Raw genomic sequence first — 16,555 nt, 5'->3', positions numbered from 1 at the left:
TGAGAGAAAAATTAAAAATCGTTTTTGGTTCTTCTGGAGAGTGATTATAGCGTTTGGGAAACATCCGGAGAAACCATTACCTCAGGGTGTCGGTAAAGTTCTTTATCAAAGAGGGCTTTGAGATGCCCTTTCTTTTTTTATCCAAATCTTTCCTCTTGTTTACATATATAAACCTAAGAAAAAACTTGACGTTTAAATATTACAAGTGTAATATTTAAGAAAATACGAAAAAAGGAGAAATAAAACTATATGAGAAAAACGAAAAGAAAAAAACACACGAAGACTATCACAAAAATAGTTTTATTTAGCGGTATATTGATTGGTGGTGGAATCGGTATTGTAACAATAATGAATCGTAATGTTCCTGAAAAAAGACTAATGGAATATATGAAATATATTGAAAAAGGGGAATATGAGCAAATGTATGCCATGCTGGATCAGAAAAAAAGCAGCATGAACAGTAAGGAAGAATTTATAGAACGAAATTCTAAAATATATGAAGGCATTGAGATGTCTGATCTGTCCATAACCGATATTACAGCAAAAAGAAAAGAAAACGGAAATGCGGCAGTTTCCTATACAACAAATATGCAGACTGCTGCAGGAAATGTAGAATTTACCAACAATGCGGTATTTTCACATAACTGGACAGGATATCATTTAATCTGGCAGGATCAGTTGATTTTTCCAGAGTTATCTGCAACGGATAAAGTTCAGGTAACGTTAGAAGAGGCAAAAAGAGGAAATATTTTAGACAGAAATGGTCGCCAGCTGGCTGGAGAGGGAACTGCATCTTCGGTAGGAATTGTTCCGGGCAGAATGGAGAACAGGGAAGATACAATAAAAAAACTGGCAGAGTATCTTGGAATTGGAGCAGACGAAATTGAGGATAAGTTAAAAGCCGATTGGGTAAAAGCAGATTCTTTTGTACCAGTAGCAACAATTCCTAAAATACAAGAGGTCGATCTTCTGACAGTGAATCCGGATGAAACTGTTCTGGAAGAAAAAGAAAAGCAGGACACATTATTGAAGATTCCAGGTATTATGTTATCTGATGTAAAAGTACGAACTTATTATCTAAAAGAAGCTGCCTCTCATCTGGTAGGGTATGTACAGGCGGTTACAGCCGAAGATTTGCAGGAACATAAAGGGGAAGGGTATCGTACAAACAGTGTGATTGGAAAGACGGGACTGGAAACGCTTTATGAAAAAGAACTAAAAGGAACAGATGGGTGTGAAATCTGTATTGTAGATGCAAATGGAAATAAAAAAAGTGTTATTGCATATGAGCCTAGAAAAGATGGAGAAGATATCCATACTACGATTGATGGTGATCTTCAAAGTACTCTTTATGAACAATTTAAAGAAGACAGAGGATGTTCTGTAGCTTTGAATCCTTATACAGGGGAAGTATTGGCGTTGGTAAGTACGCCATCTTATGATAATAATGATTTTGTACGTGGAATGGACAACAGCCAGTGGAGTGCATTAAATGAAAATGAAGACAGGCCTTTATACAACCGCTTTCGCCAGACATGGTGTCCTGGCTCAACTTTTAAACCTGTAATTGCTGCAATTGGATTAAAAGTGGGGGCATTTACTGCAAATGACGATTTTGGAAATGAGGGTCTGGCGTGGCAGAAAGATTCCTCGTGGGGAGATTATACAGTGACTACACTTCATGATTATGAACCTGTGATCTTGAAAAATGCGCTTATTTATTCAGATAATATTTATTTTGCAAAAGCAGCATTAAAAATTGGTGCGGATCAACTGATGCAGTCTCTAAATCAAATAGGATTTAATCAGGAACTTCCATTTGATATTAAAATGTCAGAGTCCCAATATTCTAATATGGACAAGATAGAAACAGAAATCCAGCTTGCTGACAGTGGGTATGGACAGGGACAGATTCTGGTAAATCCTTTGCATCTTGCAAGCATTTATACGGCTTTTCTAAATGATGGAAATATGATAAAGCCATATCTTCACGCGGATGGTGGAAGCACTTCCAGTGAAATCTGGATAAAAGATGCTTTTTCACCACAAATTGTTTCGGAGGTTATGGAGGGGTTAGAGGGTGTAGTGAATAACCCGGAAGGAACTGGTTATGGAGCATGCCGGGAAGACATTAGATTAGCAGGAAAAACCGGAACAGCGGAACTGAAAGCTACAAAAGAAGATACATCTGGAACAGAAATTGGCTGGTTTACAGTTTTTACTACAGATAGAGATACAAAGAATCCTATTTTGCTCATCAGTATGGTAGAGAATGTGAAAGATATTGGAGGAAGCGGTTATGTGGTGGAAAAGGATAAGGCGATACTGGATGAATATCTTGGTAATGAATAATTTTTACCTTTAAATATTACAAATGTAAGAGGAAAATGATATGAAAAAAATTTGGAAAATATTTGTGGGAGTTATTTTTCTTGCTGTCTGTAGTGGATGTGGCATAAAGAAAGAGCAGAAAAAGACAATTGAAGATACGAAAGAAAAAATTTACAGAGAGTGTGAAATGCTAGCAGAAGGCTATCGGAACATATATGAGAATGCTGTGAAAGAAAATGCACTATATGAGCTGAGTACAATACAAAAAAGTATGGATTATTTTGGAAAATATGGATATGCAGTAATTGATTCCTACAATCAGCTGGATATGGTTCAAAGTATTAAAGTAGATGATTTTTTGAAAAAAGCAGAAAAAGAGAAGAATGGAAAAACTACTATATTTCAAGTTATAGCAGGGGATTATTTTATCCGGTATGATCTGAAAACCAAACAGGGGAAAATAGACGTTGAAGTAAGCTCTTTTAAATGGAAAGAGGACACTTGGCAGGAAACATATTATCATGAGTTTAGAGCTAATTCATGGAAATATACAGAAAACGGGCATTTCTTTATAGAAGAATATCATCCGGCAGGATATGATGGACCGTCTGGATATCGGGACTTTCGGGTAGCACCGTTAAATAAAAAATGTCGGGAGTTGAATCGAAAATATATACTTCCTTTTGGATATACACTTAATAAATTGTTTACTTCTAATTGGAGTGAAAAAAATTATGATGGAATAAATTTTTATGATGTTTTTGATCGTTTACTTTCAATGGAAGAAAAAACTGATGAATTTAAGGAAGGAAAGACTTATGAAATCCCAAAAGAATCATTTGAAACGATATTTCAAAAATATTTTAATATAAGCGCAGAGATACTGCAGACAGGAACGGTATTTCACACAGAAATACAGACATATCGGTATCGAACCAGAGGAATCGTATATGATTTTGCTCCCACACCATATATTCCATATCCGGAAGTTGTTTCCTACATAGAAAATCAAGATGGAACAATAACACTGGAAGTAAATGCGGTATGGCCACAAAAAGAATTAGATCAGGCGTTTTGTCATAGCGTAACCATTCGGCTGTTAGATAAAGATAGATTTCAATATGTATCCAATTATGTATCAAGGTCAGAAATAGAGGTTACCTGGTATACGGAAAGATTATCAGACGAAAAGTGGGAGGAATGTTATGGAGATAATTGATATGATTACAAAAAGAAAACTGAAAAAGATGATGAGCGTTTTATTTATTTCGGGATGCTTTTTCATAGGAAATACAAAATGTAAAGGGGCTGATTTAGAATATATTTCACAGGAAACTGCGAATTATGCTGTACAAGAAAGAGGATATGATTTGCCAGTAGATGAAGTCGTGAAAGAAGAAGCTATTGAAGATTGTAAGAATGTTATGAATCAGATGAAAGTCATTTATCAAAAGGCGGATAAAGGGACTTCATCGAATATAGTAGTTTCTGAGACAGTAATGGAAGAAATGCAGGAAGTATTAAAGGAAAAAAATGTCCCCGTTATTACATCAGCACCGTATTCAAATATGGCTAATTATTCTAAAATGGAAGAATTTCTTTTCAGGGCAGAACAGGATCTGACAGGAGATATCGTCTTATATAGGATTAACAGGGATGGTGGGATAGAAAGACTCAAATTCAATTATGATGGGACAGATATGTATTTGCTGGCTGTGAAAGCTGTTTGGGGTATGAACGACAATCCATCTATTGTATATGTTTCGTATACAAGGATAGAAGAATGGAAATATACAGAAAAAGGCTGGTTTGGTTATACGCTATGCGTTCCAAAGTATCCGGAAGTATCAGAAGCGGTTGATGGCAGTTCTATGATAAGAATTAAACCTTTAAGTGATGAATGCAGGGAAGTTTCAAAGAGGTGTGTGTATTTGCTTGGATATCAGGGGAATAATCTTTTATGTTCTGATTGGGATAGATCTGATATGGAAGGGTTAGATTATAATGGTTTATATGAATATTTATATCGAATGAAATACGGGGAGAGATATGAGTTTTCAGGTAACTCAAGTGGAATTCCGGCAGAAGAGTTTGAAAATCTGATAATGGAGTTTTTGCCGATAACAGCAGATCAAATTAAAAAATGGGCAGTATTTGATTCGGAACATCAAACTTATGACTGGGAACGATTAGGTTGTTTAAATTATAGCCCTACTTATTTTGGAACATCTTTACCGGAGGTCGTTGAAATAAGAGATAGCGGAGAGGGAAACAATGTGCTGGTTGTTGATGCTGTATGTGATACATTTATATGTAATGATGCCGTTATTACAAGTGAGCTGACTGTTAAGTTCAACGATGATAAGAGTTTTAAATATATGGGGAATAAAATTCTGAATAATGGTACGAAAGAAGTTCCCAAATATCAATATAGAATAAAAAGAAAGAACTGATAACAACTATCAGCCCTTTCATATTTGTTAATTCCATATATGTAATTTTTTTAAGATATCAGAAGTGATTTCAAATGCTTTTTTGCCAGTTGCATTAGAATCACTTTGGATATTGGTTGCAAAATAATAGCTGTTATCGGAAGTTTCTACATATCCGATAAACCAGCCGTTGATATCCTGTCCGTTGACACGACCGGTTCCAGTTTTTCCGTAGAAATTACCATTAGGTGTACTGGCAATTTTTATAGCATTTTTAACAGAAAATACATTTTGGGAATTTAGATGGAATTCATTTGTGTTAAATTTTTTCAATAATGTTACTTGCTCTAAAGGCGAGATTTTTAATGAAAAATCGGACCAGTATAAATCCAGATTTGAACTGGTTGTCTGGTTTCCATATTCTATTTTATTCAAAAATTCCTGGACTCTGTTAATTCCGAGCTGCGAATCAATTGCCTGGAAATACCAGTTAACGGAATTTTGCATAGCAGAGTTTAAATCCTGATCAGCTTCCCAGGATGGAAAAGGAAAGGCATCACCATTCCATGTCATGGAAGAGTGTTCTGGTGTGATGATTCCGGATTCCAACCCTAATAATGCATCGTATATTTTGTAGGTAGACTCTGGCGGAATACGTTTGGTGGCTTCTTCAAGATCGTATATTTTCCAGGAATCCAAATTATTGTCATACAAAACAAATGATCCATCATATGTTCCAAATGTTTCGGATATATCTAACAGGGAGATATTTTTGTCTGTATCACTAAAATGATATACGTTTTGAGTAGAGGCATCAATGGATAAAATGGGTGTACATCCAATAAAAACAGCACTAATGACCAGATAAATTATCAATGCTCTCATTTTTTGATAAAGAGTTTCTTTCCTAAAAACGGCGATGTTGAGAATACGTCGTTTCATCTGCCTGAAATTTCCGGACATTCCAACTGCCAGTGGAGAGGAAAAAGAGGATATTTTTTCTGCAAAATTAATCAGTGTAGTTCCATAAGCTTGGTATTCATCAGCAGAAATCATCTGCAATACAGCAGAATCACAGGCTATTTCACGGTCACAGAGAATTTCTTTTAAAGTGTACCAAACAAAAGGGTTAAACCAGTAGAGTATATTACTTATGACCATGAGGAAGCCAATAAATGTATCTTTGTGACGGTAATGCTGTAATTCGTGTAGCAGCATAAAACGCATATCATCAGGATTCAGTTCGGAAATTAAATGGATGGGAATGTAAATTCTGGGATGTATTATTCCGATTAAAACTGGTGATTTTAAAAATGCAGTACTGTAGACTGATACTGGGTGAGAGATTTTAAGTTCCTTTAAACAATTGTAATAAATAGTTTTTACCTGCTGATTTTGAAGCGGGAGAGCAGATCTTTTTATGGAACGTACATAGTTTAATGAATGAAGGGTGAGGACTGACATAATCATAACACCCGTTATCCATATTAGAAAGAGTATGGTATTCAAGCCTCCAGAAAATTGACTACTGATGGAAACTGAAAAATCATTCACCTGGTTTAACAAAATATTTTGTGTATTACTGGTAAGTTCGGATAGCGTGTCGGTACCAGAGTTAAGTCCTGAGTCAGTTTGAAAAAAATGTAACCATGAAAAAAGTTGTGAGCCATGAATCTGTACAGGAAAAAATGGCACGGCAAGTAATAAAAATAAAAGAAAACAGAGATGGTACTGTGTAGTCGCAGATAAATATTTTTTCAGAAGTTTTTTTGTTCCGATTATTACAAGTGTAAAAATACATATGAAGATATTACTGATTAAAAAGTGGATGATCCAGTTGCTCATTCAAAACCTCCTATTTCTGATGTTTTGATAATAAATGGCGTAAGTTATCAATTTCTGTTGAAGAGAGCTTATCGTCTTCAAGGTAAGAAGCCAGCATAGAAGAAAGATTTCCATTATAATATCGCTTTAAAAAAGAATTGCTTTCCTGGCGTATATATTCATCTTCTTGGACTAATGGAGTATAGACAAATACCCGGCTTTGTTTTTCGCAGGAAAGAGCTTTTTTGGAAACAAGTCTCTTGATAAGAGTTTGAATTGTTTTTGGACTCCAGCTGGTAGTTAGAGTAAGTTTTTCTGTAATTTCATTTGTATTGATGGGAGCATATTTCCATACAATTTTCATAACTTCAAATTCGGCTTCTGAAATCTGGGGTAGTGACATAATAAAATCCTCCTGCTAAATCCTACATATGTAATAAATATATTATATTACTTGTAGAAGAAAAAAGTCAAATGGCAGATGATATATAGAATATAAAATTAATAATGTAGAGGCAATAAAGGTGAAAAAGATAGAAATTATTGAGAGAATCACAGATGCTAATGGAAGCATAAGTGAAAACATATTGACTAGCTGGGAACATAAAAACCAATTCATACCGGAAATTATAAGGTTTGGAGAATTAAAAATATATCTACAGGAACGAATTGTTAAAAAGAATGATAGTGATGTTCATCTTTCAAAATATGAATATGATATTTTACTTTTTTTAGCGAAAAGTCCAGGTAGAATATTTGGAAAAGAAATGGTTTATGATCTGGTATGGAATGAACCTTATTCCGGTGATTATAATGTGGTTATGCGACATATCTGCAATATCAGAGAAAAAATAGAAGATGATCCTGGACAACCATTATATATACAAACAGTACGAGGTGTAGGATATCGGTTTAATGGGAATTTAGGCAGCGAGTGAAATCGCTGCCTATTATTATGGTTTTACAAAGAAGGGAGTTGGTTATGAGAAGATCTTTGTATTTCAGGAGCATCCTGTTTGAGATATTTGGACAGGTTTTGATGTATCAATTCCAACTCTTTTATTTCTTGCTTAAAAGAAACGTATTGAGTATTTAGAGATTCTTTTCTGGAAATAAGATCTGCAATTTGCTCTTGCAACTTATTGGAATTAAGATGTTTCAGGTTTATACCATTTTCCTGTAAAATATGTTCAGCACCCGCGAAAAGAATAATTTGAGATTCATATTTACGGAAATAACGATCTGGATCTTTGGAGCTTTTATAATGGTCGTCGTAAATTTTATTTTTCTGATATTGTTCGGCATATTTTAGCATTTCTCGAAGATGGCGTATCTGAGACTCGAGAGAAACAACAGAGGTATTTACCTCTTTCTGCTGCATATGTAACAAGGCTATGCGGTCTTCAAGTTCTGAAAAATTATGTAGATTATGTGTGAACATCTTGTTATATTCAGCAGAGACAATTTTTAAATTTTCCTTATTTGCCCATTTCTGAAGTCCAATGTTTCCTGCTATATTGGGAGCATTGGTATCTATTAATTTGTTATGAACAGAAGGAAAAATAGCTTTCTGACGTTTATTTTCAATGCGTTCTTTGATACGTTCTTTAGTAAAATTTTTTCCTAAAGATTTAGCACTTCCACGCACTGGACGGGACATATCGGGAGAACGAAAGGTAATGTATTTTCTGCTGCTTTCGCCAAATTCTGCGTTTTTTATTTCATATCCTTTAGCTTCCATAAATGCAAGAAATTCTGAGTAAGTGGAAACAATTCGGATTGTCTGGTTGATATCTTTTCGCAGCTGCGCTTTTTTACTGGATTCAGATTTATTTGCAGCCCATTCATTGTATTTCATTCCTTTTTTACCATCTGGCATAATTGTGGACAGGTTATGTTCCTGGCATAAAGTGTCGCTGAGATTTCGTATTTTCCAGTAATTCTTTTTACAGTCATGGTAATGAGAAAAAGTGATGTTATCTGCAGAACAGAAAATTAAATGGTTATGTACATGACCTTTATCAGTGTGTGTTGTCAGAACATAGGAGTATTTTCCCTCCAGTAAGCGATCCGCAAGTTCTTTGCCAATTTGATGGGCTTCTTCATAGGAAACTTCACCAGGGGAAAATGCCTGAATCAGATGAAATGCCTTATTTGTATTGTGCGGATCTCTGCAGTCATGTGTATGATCCAAAGTGTATTTAAAGTCAAGAACGGCTGTTTCGGGAGAGCAGGCAAAGGAAGAAATATATAGATTCTGGTCAGTTTTATCTGGATTGCAGATGTATTCTATTGCTTTATTAACGGTTGTTTTGATACCATGGATTTTTGTAACTGCCATATTTTTTCCATTAACTCCTTTATATCGTCCAGGTCCTTTGGGTAAACTGTATTGGTACTGTTTATACGATGGGTGATCTGATTCAAATTGCTGCTGATATTGCCCAACAGGGTATTCATTTTTCGGATATGAGAGTAGTCTACTTCATATACAAATCCATATAAGATCATTTTCCGTAGAAAGGCAGATTTGCTTTTCATCCTGGAAAGACGATATTTTTCTTCTAAAATGTATTGTTCGTCATCATTCAAATAAAATTGTACGGGATGAATTCTGGTACGTTTGCTCATTGAAATCCTCCAATTCGTTTTTTTCTATAAAAAAGAGTACAAAAAAACTGTCTAACCAGTTCGGTTATGACAGTTATATTACTTGACTGTATGATGTTTTGGATAGATGTGTCTACAGTTTATTTTAACAGGAGTAGGCGGAAGCGTCAAATTAAGAAATTATAAAATATGAGAGGGCCAGGGATACTCCCTGATACATTTTGGTAGAATGAACCGGAAAGGGAATTTGACAAAATGAGCCAGGTGTCATGACACTGGCAGTGCTTGCTTCTTTTGGGGTGTAGCCTGCAAAGCAGGCTATGCAAAAGCTATAAAACATAAATAGAACTGTGAGAAGTGGTTGAGAATACAATCCTGATAGCGTATAATCAGAGAAAGAAATCGTAAGTGAGGGATAAATTTGAAACGTGAAGAAATTTTTCAATATGTAAAAGAGCAATATGGAACTGAACCGGAATATTTATGGAAAAAAGATCCTGATTCTGCGGTGCTTCGACATAAAAATGGAAAATGGTATGCTATAATTATGGTAGTGGAAAAGAAAATACTGGGATTAGAAGAAGATGGAAACATTGACATCCTGGATGTAAAATGTGATCCTGATCTGGTTGGGATGATTATTCAAACGTATGGATTTTTACCGGGGTATCATATGAATAAGCAACACTGGATTACGATTCTTTTGGATGATTCTGTCAGTGAAGCTAAGACGCTGGATTTTCTGGATATGAGTTATGATTTAATTGACAGTGGGAAGTAATAAAAAAGGAAGCCTTTCAGAAAAATCTCTGATCGGCTCCCAGGTATTCATTCTGGATATGTATAAGTTGATCTTTGCAACAGGATATTTTCCCAATCTCGTTCATGGCGCAGCACTCGGAGAATATGAATCTCTTTTGTTTCTTCCATTATAATATAAAAAATAATAGATGGCGGAAAAGATCTTTTATGTATGGAATATCCTCTGTACAGAATTTGAGTTCGGGGAAAGGCAGTACTGAACTGACTTAAATTCTGCATTTGTTCTTTCAAATCAGATTGAAAACGGTCAGCATGTTGCTGGCCGAATTCTTCTTCAATATAATCTGCAATGTCTGTGACATCGTAAATTGCTTCCCAGGTTAAAATAATTCTATATTCTTGCATTTCTTCGTGCATCCCTTAATTCTGTGATTTTGCGAAAAGCATCTTCCAGTGGCAATTCACGACCAGCTTCCATATCATCAATTCCCCGGTCTAACATGCGGAGAAGATGATTGTTTTCCTGGCTTTTATCGGTTGTAGGGACTTTTTTTGTTAATTCCATGAAATCACTCCAATCATACGGTTTATAAATAGTGTATGTTGTTCAGAAGTATCTATCCATAGTTTAGCATATAATTGGAGGCAATACAATTAAATTATTTTGCAGGAGCGTCCGTCAGACCGAGAAGATATTCGCAGGAAACATTAAATACTTCGGCCAGTGCGACAACTTCGTAGTCGGGAACGAAACGTGTGCCTTGTTCAATTCGCAGGATTGCCAGATCATTAAAATCATATCCTGCAAGTTGTAATTTGGCAGCGAGTGTTTTCTGAGTAAGATTATGAGCCTTTCGTAATTCTTTTACCCGTTGTCCTATTCTGTTTTTACTGTTCGTTTTTTTATCCCAATAAATAATCATTCTGATCCTCAAAAGTTTCTAAAGATGAAGTATTATTATTGATTTTAAGGAAAAATATTGTTACTATACTTCTAAAGATGAAGTTTTTGGAAAGTTTATTTGATTTTTGAAATAAGAAAATGATAATGCTGCCTGTAATGAGAAATAATTCTAATGAGAGGTGGAAAGAAGATGAATGAATTTTATGAAGCAGTATCGAATTTATTTGAGGAATTGCGCTGTGACTTCGGAGAAAGAGAATATACAGTACAGCCGGAAGAATGGAAAGAAGCAGAGAAGAATTTGAAACAAATACAAAAGAAGCTGCCACTATATCTGGAAAAAATCCCAGAGCGTGAGCAGAATTTCTGGAATAAATATCTGGATCAGTTAGAACATTTCCATTATGAAGAGGAGCAGCGGGCTTATTACCAGGGAATGATGGATGTAGTTGAGTTTCTTATTAATATAGGGGCAATAAAGAAATCCACGAATGTTAAGAGAATGATAGAAAAATATGCACGTTAAGAGTGGCGGTATGGGAAACCATACCGCTTCTTCAGAATAATTCAGATAGAATTCAAATGAATTTCAGGGATCTTGTTTATCGTGGTCTGTAGGAATTTTGTATGTGCGCAGGTATGCTTCTACGATGGCAAGGATAGCGGTAATTTGCTCATCGTTGCATTTTGACAGGTACATGAGCAGGCGTTGATAATCAAGATTATCTGTATGATTGTTTGGATAAAACAATGGTTCAGGAGGAACATTTAAAGCGCGTACCAGTTTTCTGATTTTATGAAAACTCGGAACTCGGCCCCCATTTTCAATTTCCTTTAAATATCGGCTGGACATTTCTGCTTTTTCAGCTAATTCTTCATAAGTCAATTTTTGCTCGTGTCGGGCGTTCTTAAAAAACAATCCCAGTTCTTTATCTGTTTGTTTTGGCATATGATACACCTCCATGTTTAGTGTATAGTTCCCTTTCTTGAAAGAAAATGAACTAATATTTCACTAAAAAAGAGGGTGATATTTCACTTTTTAAAAGACATATAAAATTCTGAATTTCCGTAAAACAGATCCGGAGGTATAGGAAAGATTAAGAATTTTATTGTCTGGTATCATATCCGTCATTATGTGACGGATGAAATAGATAAATAGTTCAAAAAAGCAAATAAATTTCTTTACCTCAAAAAGTGAATTATATGCCACAAAAAATGATGGCAAAATATTATCTTTTGATATAAATAGCGTCCGATGGGCTAAAAACTACCCATTAGGACGTTTTTTATATACCTCAAAATACAGGAAAAACAATTTTCTCGTATTTATTAAGAAATTTTTTAAAAATTTCTTCCCACACCCCGACAAATGCACTCATCCGTTTGGGATATGTGTGAAGGGGAAGCAAGAACTTTGCTTATTGCCTACCGGCGGGGAAGGAGGTGAACTCTTATGAAGCAATCCTCTTTTCAAGATGAGCAGACAGTCAGACATCAGTTTGATTCTCTGTGCAAGCTGGCATTGAAAAGTGAAGTTATTAATTATGAAAAGCATATGGCATATCGCCAGAAGTATGAAGTGATGTTGTCAGAATTATCAGAAAAGGAGTTGAGCAGACTTTTTATAATGGATGAGCATGAAATGGAAACACATCGTTTTCAGGTCCTGGGTTACGACATAGAAGTCAAAGATGCATTGATTGCTGAAGCACTGCAGACACTTACTGAAAAGAAAAGGAATGTTGTGTTATTATCATATTTTATGGATATGAGTGATGCAGACATTGCCAGAGAAATGAATCTTGTACGCAGCACAATTAATGAGCATCGTAGACGATCACTGGAACTGATGAGAAAAAATATGGAGGAATCTGCAAATGAAAAAAAGTAAAAAACAGAAATGCGCATTTGATTTGCTGCCATTCCATGTTATTGAGGCAGCATCAACTGGTGATACTGAGGCAATCCAGGCAGTGTTGAAGCATTATGAAGGGTACATAACAGTTTTGGCTACCAGAAAAATGTTTGACGAATTTGGACAGGTACATTACTGTGTAGATGAAACTCTGCGTCAACGCCTGGAAGCAAAACTGATTACTAAGACCTTGGGATTTGATACGAAATCATATGTAAGGAAAAGTAATCAGTAAAGGGAGTATTTAATATAGATTCCTTTTCCCCTTCAGGAATTTTTGTACCTTGAAAATTGTATATTGTTTTACATACAGGACGTGAAGATATGTAGAGCCACTAGGTAAATCCGCCATGATATATCTGCTCTGTTAATGGAGTAAATACGAGGAAATGCTGAAATATAACATTGAAGTAAAGGTATGGAGCGAGAAGAATTTGACAAAATGTGTAGCAGCTGCACAGGGCGACGAAGCATATCTGTGATAATGATACTTCCAGAAAAAAGCTGGTCATATTTAATGACGGTGCAAAACCGATGTGGGCAGAGTACTGAACTGCCACCTGTATTGTAATTTTATCTGCCGATGACAGTGTATAAAATTGTAAATTGTCATGGGCAGATAAAAATGTTTTGTCCAAAGAGAAAAGGAGGAGAGAAGAGTGGCGATTAAAATTGAAAAAGGTAAGATTCCAATTTGGGAAAAATATATGCTTACGGTGGATGAAGCAGTGCAATATTTCGGAATAGGTGAAAAGAAAATAAGGATGCTTATTTCGGAACATCTAAATTCAGAATGTTGCTTTACAGTCCAGGTGGGGTGTAAGTCATTGATTAACCGTAAGAAATTTGAGGCCTTTCTGGATCAGACTACGTCTTTGTAAAAAATATACGAACAATTTAGCACTTTAAAGTGGAAATGTTAGCCCTGGTATGATATAATACCTATATCGTGCTAGGGCTTCTTCGTAGAAAGGGGCGAAGACGTTTGGGTAAAACAAAACGTGACCAAAAACGACGAGATAAAAAAGGTCGAATTTTACGAAACGGAGAAAGTCAGAGAAAAGATGGAAGATATGCGTTTGTATATACAGATTGTTATGGAAAGCAGAAGTTTTTGTATAGTTGGAAATTAGAGCCAACAGATTCTCTGCCAACTGGATGCAGACCATGCTTAGCTCTAAGGGAAAAAGAAAAAAATATCCAAAGAGATTTACATGATGGTATAGTACCTTACGGAGGAAATTTAACAGTTTTGGATTTGGTTCAAAAATATATTGGACAAAAAAAGGGGGTTCGTCATAATACTCAGGCGAACTATGATTTTGTGATCAATATAATAAAAAAAGAAGAATTCGGAACCAGAAGAATAGATAAAATAAAATTGTCGGATGCAAAAGCATGGTTTATTAAGCTGCAAGCAGATGGAAGAGGATACAGTTCCATTCACAGTGTGCGTGGAATTGTAAGACCTGCATTTCAGATGGCAGTTGAAGATGATTTACTGCGCAAGAATCCTTTTGAATTTCAATTATGTACAGTTGTCGTAAATGACAGTGTTACAAGACAGGCAATTACAAAAGAACAGGAAGAGTTATTTCTGGAGTTTATCCGAAATGATGACCATTACTCAAAATACTATAATGGAATGTTTATTTTGTTTAAGACTGGACTTCGTATTTCTGAGTTTTGTGGATTGACAGTGAAAGATATTGATCTTCAGGAGAGAAAAATCAATGTGAATCATCAGCTTCAGAGAACCAGAGGAATGCAGTACGTCATTGAAGATACCAAAACTTCAAGTGGAACACGAATGTTGCCGATGACAGATGAAGTTTATGAATGTTTTGAACAGATTGTGAAAAACCGTAAAAAAGTAAGGGTTGAGCCGATTATAGATGGATATAGTCGATTTTTATTCCTGGATAAAAAAGATATGCCTGAGGTAGCACTCCATTGGGAAAAACATTTTCAGTGGGCGTTAGGAAAGTATAATCGTACTCATGAGGAACAAATGCCAAAGATCACGCCTCATGTATGTAGGCATACATATTGTTCCAATATGGCGAAAGCTGGAATGAATCCGAAAGCACTCCAATATTTAATGGGACATTCTGATATAGGGGTTACGTTAAATGTATATACGCATCTGGGATTAATTGATGCAAAAGAAGAGATGAATAGGATTGCAAAACTGGCATAGTATGATAAAATAATAGAAAAAAGAATTAAAAATAATCTGATTATAAGGTTCTTAGAGAGCCTGTTTTCCAGGCTGGTTATTACTAAGAAGTTACTAAATTTGGATAAGAAAATATACGAATTTATGCTGTGATATACAGGAAAATGACAGGATTGAAGATTATCGGAAAATGCCTGTAAACAGCGTAAATACAGCATTTCAAGGAGTTTTAAGCAATGATAAGAGTGTTATTTGTCTGCCACCACAACATTTGCAGGAAATGAAAGTAATGTAGAGCTTTATCAGGATACCATCAAAGCCTGGGAGGAGGAAACAGGAAACACGGTAGAAGATGCTTCTGCAACATCTGATGAGACCTTCAAGGCAAGAATTATTTCCGATTTTGAGACAGGTGCAGAACCGGATGTTCTGTTCTTCTTTAACGGCAATGATTCCAATCCATTTGTTGAAGCTGGAAAGGTTGTTTCCATCGAAGATATCCGTGCTGAGTATCCGGAATATGCTTCCAATATGAAAGATGACATGATTCCGGCTTCCCCTGCAGATGGCGTACAGTATGCCGTTCCATTCTATGGATATTGGGAAGGCCTTTATGTAAACAAAGCTGTTATGGAAGCAGCCGGAGCAGAAATCCCTACAGCAGACACTACATGGGATGAGTTCCTTGAAACCTGTCAGATCATTAAGAATGCAGGTTACACACTGATTGCTACTTCCCTTGCAAAGGAGCCTCATTACTGGTTCGAGTTTGCAATTTATAACCACGATAGTGCTAAGACACATACAACCGTTCCGGCAGCTCTTGACGATGCAGCTGGAGAAGCTTGGCAGGCAGGTCTTGCAGATATTAAGGATCTCTACGAAAAAGGCTTCCTGTCAGAGAACACCAACACTGCAACTGCTGACGAAGTATTCCAGAGCTTCCTGGAAGGCAAATCTGCGTTCTATCTTGACGGTTCCTGGAAAATGGGCGGTATCAAAGAGGGAACAGATGACATTGACAACTTTACTGTAACTTATGTACCTGGAAACGGTGAACGAAAGAGCACAGATATTATCGGAGGTCTTTCTTCTGGCTGGTATATTTCCACAAAGTGCTGGGAAGATGAAGAAAAACGTGATGCAGCTGTATCTCTCGTTGAGAAATTCATCAGTGACGAAACAGTATCCGCTTTTGCAGGTACCGCAACTACAGCTCTGAAAAATGGTGCAGAGATTGATGAAAGCAGCCTTACCAGCCTGGAAAAAGATGCTCTTGCAATGCTGAAAGATACAACTGGTATTACAGGTGCTGTTCAGGACCTTGTTACACAGGATGAGAGAGCTCCGATCTTCGATAATATGCCACAGATCGTAGAAGGACAGACTGAAATTCCAGACGCTATCAGCGAAATGCTGGAAATTATTGAGGAAAATGCAGAATAAGCACTCTTGAACCGTTTCCGGATTCTTCTGGAAATGAAAAAAATCAGGCCGGAGGAGATATTTCTCCGGCCTCTTTACAAGAAAGGGGTGTTACTGTGAACGTTTATAAGAATAAAAAACCTGCATGGGTATTTCTGATTCCGGCGTTCCTT

The 16,555-nt window shown here is 36.0% G+C and carries 19 protein-coding genes; 11 read left to right on the top strand and 8 right to left on the bottom strand.

Annotated elements, in window-relative coordinates; translation table 11 throughout:
- The first annotated feature begins 249 nt into the window (after nt 1-249).
- From ACTQWB_RS12950 to ACTQWB_RS12940, 3 genes are read left to right on the top strand one after another with little or no spacing between them, the layout of a single operon-like run.
- Entirely contained in the window at nt 250-2,352 is a 2,103-nt protein-coding gene (locus ACTQWB_RS12950) for a penicillin-binding transpeptidase domain-containing protein (RefSeq protein ID WP_441501975.1), read from the top strand.
- Nucleotides 2,353-2,392: 40 nt separating this feature from the next.
- The gene (locus ACTQWB_RS12945; protein ID WP_015541269.1) at nt 2,393-3,550 is read left to right on the top strand and encodes a DUF6070 family protein; all 1,158 of its coding nucleotides are present in this window, start codon (nt 2,393-2,395) and stop codon (nt 3,548-3,550) included.
- Nucleotides 3,537-4,784, top strand: coding sequence for a DUF6070 family protein (locus ACTQWB_RS12940; RefSeq protein WP_441501976.1), 1,248 nt, complete (start codon nt 3,537-3,539; stop codon nt 4,782-4,784). The genes ACTQWB_RS12945 and ACTQWB_RS12940 overlap by 14 nt, the downstream gene beginning before the upstream one ends.
- Nucleotides 4,785-4,811: 27 nt before the next feature.
- Here ACTQWB_RS12940 and ACTQWB_RS12935 read toward each other — a convergent pair whose 3' ends face one another.
- Entirely contained in the window at nt 4,812-6,608 is a 1,797-nt protein-coding gene (locus tag ACTQWB_RS12935) for a BlaR1 family beta-lactam sensor/signal transducer (RefSeq protein ID WP_118252646.1), read from the bottom strand.
- A 10-nt stretch (nt 6,609-6,618) separates the two neighbouring features.
- A complete protein-coding gene (locus ACTQWB_RS12930; RefSeq protein ID WP_026077000.1) occupies nt 6,619-6,993 on the bottom strand; it encodes a BlaI/MecI/CopY family transcriptional regulator in 375 nt (124 codons plus the stop codon).
- Between the two features lie 118 nt (nt 6,994-7,111).
- Here ACTQWB_RS12930 and ACTQWB_RS12925 point away from each other — a divergent pair, with 118 nt between their 5' ends.
- On the top strand, nt 7,112-7,525 hold the full coding sequence (locus ACTQWB_RS12925) for a winged helix-turn-helix domain-containing protein (RefSeq protein WP_019162151.1): 414 nt from the start codon (nt 7,112-7,114) through the stop codon (nt 7,523-7,525).
- A 23-nt stretch (nt 7,526-7,548) separates the two neighbouring features.
- On the opposite strand, the gene ACTQWB_RS12920 is transcribed toward ACTQWB_RS12925, so the two are convergent.
- The gene (locus ACTQWB_RS12920) at nt 7,549-8,928 is read right to left on the bottom strand and encodes a relaxase/mobilization nuclease domain-containing protein (RefSeq protein ID WP_015541272.1); all 1,380 of its coding nucleotides are present in this window, start codon (nt 8,926-8,928) and stop codon (nt 7,549-7,551) included.
- On the bottom strand, nt 8,877-9,218 hold the full coding sequence (locus tag ACTQWB_RS12915; protein WP_005426517.1) for a plasmid mobilization protein: 342 nt from the start codon (nt 9,216-9,218) through the stop codon (nt 8,877-8,879). Before ACTQWB_RS12915 ends, ACTQWB_RS12920 begins: the two co-directional genes overlap by 52 nt.
- A 400-nt stretch (nt 9,219-9,618) precedes the next feature.
- On the opposite strand from ACTQWB_RS12915, the gene ACTQWB_RS12910 reads away from it, so the two are divergent.
- Nucleotides 9,619-9,978 (top strand): MmcQ/YjbR family DNA-binding protein, encoded by a 360-nt coding sequence (locus ACTQWB_RS12910; protein ID WP_019162150.1) that lies wholly within the window; start codon nt 9,619-9,621, stop codon nt 9,976-9,978.
- Between the two features lie 47 nt (nt 9,979-10,025).
- Here the strand turns inward: ACTQWB_RS12910 and ACTQWB_RS12905 are convergent, their stop codons facing one another.
- The 3 genes from ACTQWB_RS12905 to ACTQWB_RS12895 all read right to left on the bottom strand — a co-directional run bounded on the left by ACTQWB_RS12905 (nt 10,026) and on the right by ACTQWB_RS12895 (nt 10,882).
- Nucleotides 10,026-10,364, bottom strand: coding sequence for a type II toxin-antitoxin system RelE/ParE family toxin (locus ACTQWB_RS12905; RefSeq protein WP_015541273.1), 339 nt, complete (start codon nt 10,362-10,364; stop codon nt 10,026-10,028).
- Nucleotides 10,351-10,524, bottom strand: a complete 174-nt coding sequence (locus ACTQWB_RS12900; protein WP_015541274.1) for a hypothetical protein — start codon at nt 10,522-10,524, stop codon at nt 10,351-10,353. The genes ACTQWB_RS12905 and ACTQWB_RS12900 overlap by 14 nt, the downstream gene beginning before the upstream one ends.
- A 94-nt stretch (nt 10,525-10,618) precedes the next feature.
- Nucleotides 10,619-10,882, bottom strand: a complete 264-nt coding sequence (locus ACTQWB_RS12895; protein ID WP_015541275.1) for a helix-turn-helix domain-containing protein — start codon at nt 10,880-10,882, stop codon at nt 10,619-10,621.
- Between the two features lie 171 nt (nt 10,883-11,053).
- On the opposite strand from ACTQWB_RS12895, the gene ACTQWB_RS12890 reads away from it, so the two are divergent.
- On the top strand, nt 11,054-11,389 hold the full coding sequence (locus tag ACTQWB_RS12890) for a hypothetical protein (protein WP_441501977.1): 336 nt from the start codon (nt 11,054-11,056) through the stop codon (nt 11,387-11,389).
- A gap of 63 nt (nt 11,390-11,452) precedes the next feature.
- On the opposite strand, the gene ACTQWB_RS12885 is transcribed toward ACTQWB_RS12890, so the two are convergent.
- Nucleotides 11,453-11,812: a helix-turn-helix domain-containing protein gene (locus ACTQWB_RS12885; protein WP_015524620.1), complete on the bottom strand. Its 360-nt coding sequence runs from the start codon at nt 11,810-11,812 to the stop codon at nt 11,453-11,455.
- Nucleotides 11,813-12,316: 504 nt separating this feature from the next.
- On the opposite strand from ACTQWB_RS12885, the gene ACTQWB_RS12880 reads away from it, so the two are divergent.
- The 5 genes from ACTQWB_RS12880 (at nt 12,317) to ACTQWB_RS12860 (ending at nt 16,403) form a co-directional block, all read left to right on the top strand.
- A complete protein-coding gene (locus tag ACTQWB_RS12880) occupies nt 12,317-12,754 on the top strand; it encodes an RNA polymerase sigma factor (protein WP_279207088.1) in 438 nt (145 codons plus the stop codon).
- A complete protein-coding gene (locus tag ACTQWB_RS12875; RefSeq protein WP_015541278.1) occupies nt 12,741-13,013 on the top strand; it encodes a helix-turn-helix domain-containing protein in 273 nt (90 codons plus the stop codon). The genes ACTQWB_RS12880 and ACTQWB_RS12875 overlap by 14 nt, the downstream gene beginning before the upstream one ends.
- A gap of 424 nt (nt 13,014-13,437) precedes the next feature.
- Nucleotides 13,438-13,659 (top strand): excisionase, encoded by a 222-nt coding sequence (locus ACTQWB_RS12870; protein WP_021650362.1) that lies wholly within the window; start codon nt 13,438-13,440, stop codon nt 13,657-13,659.
- A gap of 104 nt (nt 13,660-13,763) precedes the next feature.
- Nucleotides 13,764-14,978, top strand: coding sequence for a site-specific integrase (locus ACTQWB_RS12865; protein WP_044960653.1), 1,215 nt, complete (start codon nt 13,764-13,766; stop codon nt 14,976-14,978).
- Between the two features lie 231 nt (nt 14,979-15,209).
- Nucleotides 15,210-16,403: an ABC transporter substrate-binding protein gene (locus ACTQWB_RS12860; protein ID WP_441501978.1), complete on the top strand. Its 1,194-nt coding sequence runs from the start codon at nt 15,210-15,212 to the stop codon at nt 16,401-16,403.
- The last annotated feature ends 152 nt before the right edge of the window (nt 16,404-16,555 follow it).

Origin of the sequence: Blautia sp. HCP3S3_H10_2, assembly GCF_052122375.1 — a bacterium.
Classification (GTDB): domain Bacteria; phylum Bacillota; class Clostridia; order Lachnospirales; family Lachnospiraceae; genus Blautia_A.
Note: the sequence above shows the minus strand (reverse complement) of the source record. Positions and strands in the feature narration are given on the sequence as shown.